Origin of the sequence: uncultured Succiniclasticum sp. (assembly GCF_902793885.1) — a bacterium.
Classification (GTDB): domain Bacteria; phylum Bacillota; class Negativicutes; order Acidaminococcales; family Acidaminococcaceae; genus Succiniclasticum.
This window is the reverse complement of record NZ_CADBFF010000017.1, coordinates 55,996-62,072: the sequence shown is the minus strand read 5'-3', so window position 1 is coordinate 62,072 and position 6,077 is coordinate 55,996. Positions and strand designations below refer to the sequence as shown.

Genomic DNA, 6,077 nt, shown 5'->3' with positions numbered 1-6,077 from the left:
ACACACCAAACCAACTGTTTGAAAAAGAGTTAGACCGAATTTATATGGTTTGATGGGATTTTTTAAGAAGTGTGCAACTTCTTATTGCAATTTACGAATTGAATCAAATCTTCCTTATTGTAACTATTTCTCAAATTACGCATATCCTGTTTGTCTGCCCAGTCGCTTCGATAATCAACATAGCTTTCAAAATGGTTATAACCTATAGTTAGTTTATCTGTAATATTGTAGCCAACGTCTAAACTTCTTTTATCATTTCTTATAAGGTTATAATCATAGGTTCCTGTATGATTGCCTTTTGTGTTTACTTTGTGTTCTACAACCGGTCTCTCCGAAATGCTCAGATCTTCAATCCTGCCCCAACGTTTAAAATCATAATTCACATGGAATTTATCATTTCCGACGCCAACAGAAGCCTTACGTTGACCATAATTACCGGCGCCAAGAGTTACATAATTACTCCCTTTTTTCTTGGTTATTATATTGACTACCCCACCCATGGCTTCGGAACCATACTGAATTGAACCGCCACCTTTGACGATTTCAATTCGTTCAATAGCCTCTGTAGGAATAGCATCAAAAACGTATTTATTATTTAAGTTAATCGGATTACCATTAACCATAATCAAGGTTCCCTTACCAAAACCGCGGATATTAATATCCGATGTCATGGTAGTCATGGGAGCGCCCCCGGGGAAATAATTGTTGACTTCAATTCCATTTACAGCCCGTAAAGCATCAAAGGCATTAGTAGCACCAGAGTTGACAATTTGTTGGTGAGTTAAAACTTCAGTACTTGCAGGAACATCTACATCCCTTTTTTCTGTACGGGTCGCAGTGATTACCATGGGGTTCAGTTCAAAAGAACTCAACGCTTCATCCACTTCATTTTTTTCCTCTGCATACACGCTTGCCCCACCATAGAGCACCGGAACAATTGTCCCGCAAATTAACGCGGTCATCAACATACTTTTGGACAATTTCGTTTTCATAAGAAAACTCCTTTCAAAAAAATAATTAAAAATAGAAATACAATTTATTGAAAGCGCTTCCTGCAGCCAGTCTTTCATGGTCCTGCAGTACTGCACCTGCAACCAAAATAGATGGATTATATTCGGAATCTATTAAAAGATACCCCGATAATTTACTGACAGATAAACCTCAGGAGCTAAATCAGTTAATCTGTTTTTGTTGATCACGGCACGCTGAATGTGAGAGAAGCAAAGTAGTTTTCCTGATTCACTTTCTCTTTCATTGCGTCAGAAGCAGGTAATTCCAGTTTTGTTTTCACTACCCACACTCCCCAATGGTCGATGCGCAGCTTTGCGATCCCTTTTTCATCTGTCGATACGGTACAGGATGCCGCGTCATCGTTTGAATAGCCTTCATACATGGCATATACCTTCTTATGCTGCACCGGGTTGCCGTTAAACAACACTTTAAGAAGCATTTCGCCGCCCCGGTTGTTGGTAATCGCATACGGATTAGTGAGAGGGATAATCTCAAGTTTGTGGCCAAAGGCATGGGACAGGTTATCCGTGTTTCCGGTTCCGGATAAAACCAAAGATTTTGCAAACTGCTGTGAATAGGTACTGCTCACAACATCCTTACGCCCTTCTTTAGTCCCTTTAGCCAAAACTGTCTTTCCGTTTTCTCTATAAGATGTGTTATACGCATCCCTCCGGGTAGCAGCAATCACATACAGACCTTCTTCTTTAAGTGAAAGCTGTTTAGCCGCAAAACCGGTTGTTTCCAAAGTAACATTTTCAGTTTTCGCGGAAGGCGACAATACAGTAATATTTGTGAAATCTTCCGCTTTCACAAAACTGTCTACCGGGAAATGATGTCCCCAGCCCATATAGATTTTTGTTTTTGCGCCGGAACGCGCTGAAAAATCCGGCGTGTAGTCCGTGCAATTGATCCACAGTGTATGCGCGCTTGCTGTTGCAGATAACACTACACTAAAAAGCATAGACAACAGACAACTTTTTTGGGGAACAAAAATTTTCATTAGAATATCCTCACAATACAGGCATTAGCCGAGAAATTAAAATACATTTTAATTAATATTTAATATCATTAAAAATAATTTATGTTATAATAACATGTTTTTTCCATAATGTAAACCAAAAATTTATCACAAATATGAAATAAATTAAAAAGTATACTATATCTTATTAAGATATAGTCCTATATATTATATTGTCATGAATTTAGCTATAACGTTATTTCATTTGATCCATTTACAAAGCACACTTCGATATATATTGTCTTTTCAACATACTGTTTCTCAATCCCTGTCCAAAATCCGGGTGTAAAAACACCCGGATTTTTTTCGTGAAACCGCATGTTTACTGAAGTTATACCCTACGTACTCATTAATATATGATAGACAGCGATTTGTATCAGTAATCGTAACCGTCAGACTGACAATTCAAACTGCCTGAGAGTGGGGTCATGGGGTTTTGCGTGAAAATCCGGACCCTTGCTTTTGCCCCTGTTCTGCTGTATAATACGGTTCTGTCGGGAGAATACCTTTCTCACGTGGTTCTCCCGCTATTTCTGTGCAGGAAAAGAGGTTCTGACTATTAATACCAAACATTATGACAAAAACCAAAAACTCACCTTTCGCATTGTCGATTCCCCTATGGGCATCGGGAAGAGTTCCTCCTTACTGGACTATCTCCGGTTTGGAGCGTTCTATTTTAAAGATGAGTCTTATATTGAATCTTTGCGGCGTACCGGTTTATTTAACGATCTGCAGAAAGCCAGGTTTATCATCTTTGTATCAACCATCAGGGAACGGGACGAACGTTTTCTGCAGAAGCTGAACGCAAAATGCCCGGGAGAGCCGCCTTACAACAAAAACATTTTGGACTTGATCCGCAGCGGCGAAAATATTGTCACAACACAGTCTTTGTTCGGATTCTTCAATGATGAGACCATTGAGGCTTTCCGCAAAAGCGATTGTGTCTACCATGCGTTTTTTGATGAGATTCCTTCCCTGTTCCGGGGAGTAATTGGCGGCGCGCAAAGACTGGACACGTTCGACGGCATCACCCGCTTTGGCACGGCCGATGTGCTGCTGATGCAGCAGGAACATATGATTGTGAACAAAAACGGCAAGGTAGAATTCAATCCGGATTGCGATTATAACCGCAAAAGCAAGGAGTATAAGGTTTTTGATGCGGTGAAAAACCTGAGCCGCAGCTGTACTTTGTACCCTTCCGGCGACAGAGATGGCCGGTTTACTTCCATTGTGGCTTTTGCAAAGCGGGAACTGTTTGCCTGCTTTAAATTTTGCTGGTTCTTCTCTTACCTGACCCGCGGCAGTATGCTTCACAAATACTGTCTGCTGAATGACATTAACCTGGAGTACTATCACATTAAAGGCAGACTTATGATGAGGAATCCTGATGGAGAATATACAGAGACATATCCGGAGGGAATGGAGCGGCTTGTAATTCTGGACGACAAACTCTTTAATATGGAAAGCAGTTTATCCAAAGAATGGTATAAGCGGCTGCGTACCGATAAGACCGGACGCGGTCTGAAAACGCTGAAGACACGTTTCCGAAACGCCTACGCGTTTATGCGGGCTCATGGTGTGCGCGGCAACACGTTCCTGTTTACTACGTTTAACACATACAAAGATATGCTGCAGAGCGACGGCAAACACTATCCCACCCTGAAACGGTTTCTCCCCTGCAACACGAAAGCCACTAACGATTACAGCAACTGTACCGGTGTAGCCTATCTGTGCAACCGTTTTTACGATGTGAACTGTACTAACTTTCTGGCGCAGCGAGCCAAAGAGCAAAACATCCCGGAACTGGAATTTGATAATGACAATTACGCGTTGTCCGAACTGTTGCAGTTTATCTGGCGCTCCAATGTACGCGTAAAAGATTCGGACAAACCGGTGTACGTGTGGGTGCCGGATAAACGAATGCGAACGCTGCTTCAGAATTTCCGGCAAAGGGCAATGGAAGTAAAAATGAAAGATTTAGAGAATCTTTAAAACATAGAAAAAGCGGCGCAGGTATGCGCCGCTTAGGAAAGACATTTGCTTTGCTTGGTAAACAAATTTATTAGAAGGAATAGTTGTAGGTAAACATACAGTTAAATGGCATACCCCAGTTTTCATATTCGTTAATTACATCGTCTTTATCAAGAATATTATTTAGCGAGAATTGGAACGAATGATGGTCATCTGCCTTGTAAATGAAGTTAGCGTTTAACAAATTACGGTTTGATAACGATCTGGGAGTACCGCCATAATCAGCATATTTTTTGCCATCAGTGTTATAATAAGAATTTTGTCTCTTGGCGACTAACAGATAATTCAGGTTTGCAGTTAGTTTTCCAATTTGGTAATCAACTCCAGCAGTGAACTGCAATTTAGCCTGATCCTGAACAAAAGACGCCCCATCGTCTTCTTTCTTTTTCGGGTCAGCTAACATTAAACCAAATCGCATCTTTAAATTATCATTAACATTTTGCGTATATTCCAGTTCAGCACCTGTATTCTTCCATTTACCAATATTAGATAAATAAGCAGTGGATTTGTCAGCGGGGTCTGCAAATTTCCAGTCAAGCTTAGCGTCCAAATCCATATGGAATACGTCAAACTTCCAAGAGTTTGCCTTATTAACTATCTTCACACCGGTTTCATACGTCCAACCTTCTTGTGGGTTGACCTTTCCATTAGGATTATTGGTATTCCAATATTGGTTCAGCGCCGGCATCTGAAACGCTTTCCCTACGTTAATGTACCAGGAAGCTTTATCGCTTAGCCTGTATAATGTCTGTATCTGCGGCAGGACCTTAGTCTGATTATCGGAATAATCGTCTACGTGCAGCGCACGCAAACCTAACGTTGCCTCAAATTTTGGAGAGAACTGATGCTTATAAGATGTATATAACGCATATGTTTTACGATCGCCGCTTCCATATGTTGTCGCGGACTGCCACGTTTTTGCCTTTTCACGCAGGAAATTAAGCCCTACAATAAGCGTATCTTTGTCACCGTTGAGTTTCCAGCCTTTTTGCGTATCCCATGTCAGGCTTTCAAGATTCCATCTGGACGAATAGTACCAACTCAAAGGGCCAATACTCCAATTTTTGATAGTTCCCCTTTCGGGTTCAACTTTTCTTCTGTTATATGCCAACACGGATTTAAACAAATTATTCTTATCATCGTAAACAGCGCTTATATTATCACGTGTATCCGCATAAAAATAAGCTGTACCCGCACCGGTCAATGCTCCATTTTTTCTTGACCAGGAATCACGATAATACCTTCCCTTTGTATGAGACCACTGAAAGCTTAATTTATCTGTTGGTGATATGGAAACGAAAGCATTATCCTTTGTACTATTACGCAATGACCAACTTGAGGATGACGGTGAAACATAATTATTATTACGGTCTCTGGAACGATAATACTCTTTTCCTATATAAGCCATATAATTTTTACCGGTTGAAGAAACACTCCACTTCTGGTCGTAATTTCCTGCTCCATAAGAAAGAGTTGTTCTGCTTTTTCCTCCCTTTTTGGTAATAATATTAACTACGCCACCCATAGCTTCTGCACCGTACAACGCAGCCTGGGCGCCTCGAACCATTTCAATTTTTTCAATGGCCTGTACAGGAATGCCTTCAGTGCTATTATAGTTCATAAGGTTAATGGGTGCGCCATTAACCAGTACCAATGTACCTTTATCCAATCCTCTTATGGTAATACGGCTGGCACTGCCACCATATTCGCGGCCACCCGGTCCATAGGCTTTATTGACGACACCTACCTGCCGCTCAATGACTTCATAAGCAGTCTTGGCTCCGCTGCGTTCAATATCTGCAGCCGTAATTACAGACGTACCTGCAGGTGTATCAAGGTCACTTAATTCCGTACGCTGAGCTGTAATAACCATCGGGTTCAACTCAAATGTTGCCAACGCATCTTCTTCGGCTTTCTTTTCCGCCGCATAGGCACTGGTTCCGCCAAAAAGTACCGGAACGATTGTGCCGCAGATCAAAGCGGCCATCAACATACCTTTTCGACTTTGTTTCATTTT

At 41.3% G+C, this 6,077-nt stretch carries 4 protein-coding genes; 1 reads left to right on the top strand and 3 read right to left on the bottom strand.

The genetic code is table 11. The annotated features are described in order from the left end of the window. Positions 1–62: 62 nt before the first annotated feature. Together QZV31_RS09190 and QZV31_RS09185 are read right to left on the bottom strand one after the other, a co-directional pair. A complete protein-coding gene (locus QZV31_RS09190; RefSeq protein ID WP_295359825.1) occupies positions 63–1,070 on the bottom strand; it encodes a TonB-dependent receptor in 1,008 nt (335 codons plus the stop codon). Positions 1,071–1,195: 125 nt separating this feature from the next. After that, positions 1,196–2,011, bottom strand: a complete 816-nt coding sequence (locus QZV31_RS09185; RefSeq protein ID WP_295359824.1) for a DUF4198 domain-containing protein — start codon at positions 2,009–2,011, stop codon at positions 1,196–1,198. 636 nt (positions 2,012–2,647) lie between these two features. Between QZV31_RS09185 and QZV31_RS09180 the strand changes: the two genes are divergently transcribed. After that, positions 2,648–4,021 (top strand): hypothetical protein, encoded by a 1,374-nt coding sequence (locus QZV31_RS09180; RefSeq protein WP_295359822.1) that lies wholly within the window; start codon positions 2,648–2,650, stop codon positions 4,019–4,021. A gap of 70 nt (positions 4,022–4,091) precedes the next feature. Here QZV31_RS09180 and QZV31_RS09175 read toward each other — a convergent pair whose 3' ends face one another. Next, positions 4,092–6,074: a TonB-dependent receptor gene (locus tag QZV31_RS09175; protein ID WP_295359820.1), complete on the bottom strand. Its 1,983-nt coding sequence runs from the start codon at positions 6,072–6,074 to the stop codon at positions 4,092–4,094. Positions 6,075–6,077 lie beyond the last annotated feature (3 nt).

Bases quoted from the DNA above. Each gene is read 5' to 3' on its own strand.
- QZV31_RS09180 (WP_295359822.1), top strand. From the start codon at position 2,648: ATGGGCATCGGGAAGAGTTCCTCCTTACTGGACTATCTCCGGTTTGGA.
- QZV31_RS09185 (WP_295359824.1), bottom strand. From the start codon at position 2,011: ATGAAAATTTTTGTTCCCCAAAAAAGTTGTCTGTTGTCTATGCTTTTT.
- QZV31_RS09190 (WP_295359825.1), bottom strand. From the start codon at position 1,070: ATGAAAGACTGGCTGCAGGAAGCGCTTTCAATAAATTGTATTTCTATT.
- QZV31_RS09175 (WP_295359820.1), bottom strand. From the start codon at position 6,074: ATGAAACAAAGTCGAAAAGGTATGTTGATGGCCGCTTTGATCTGCGGC.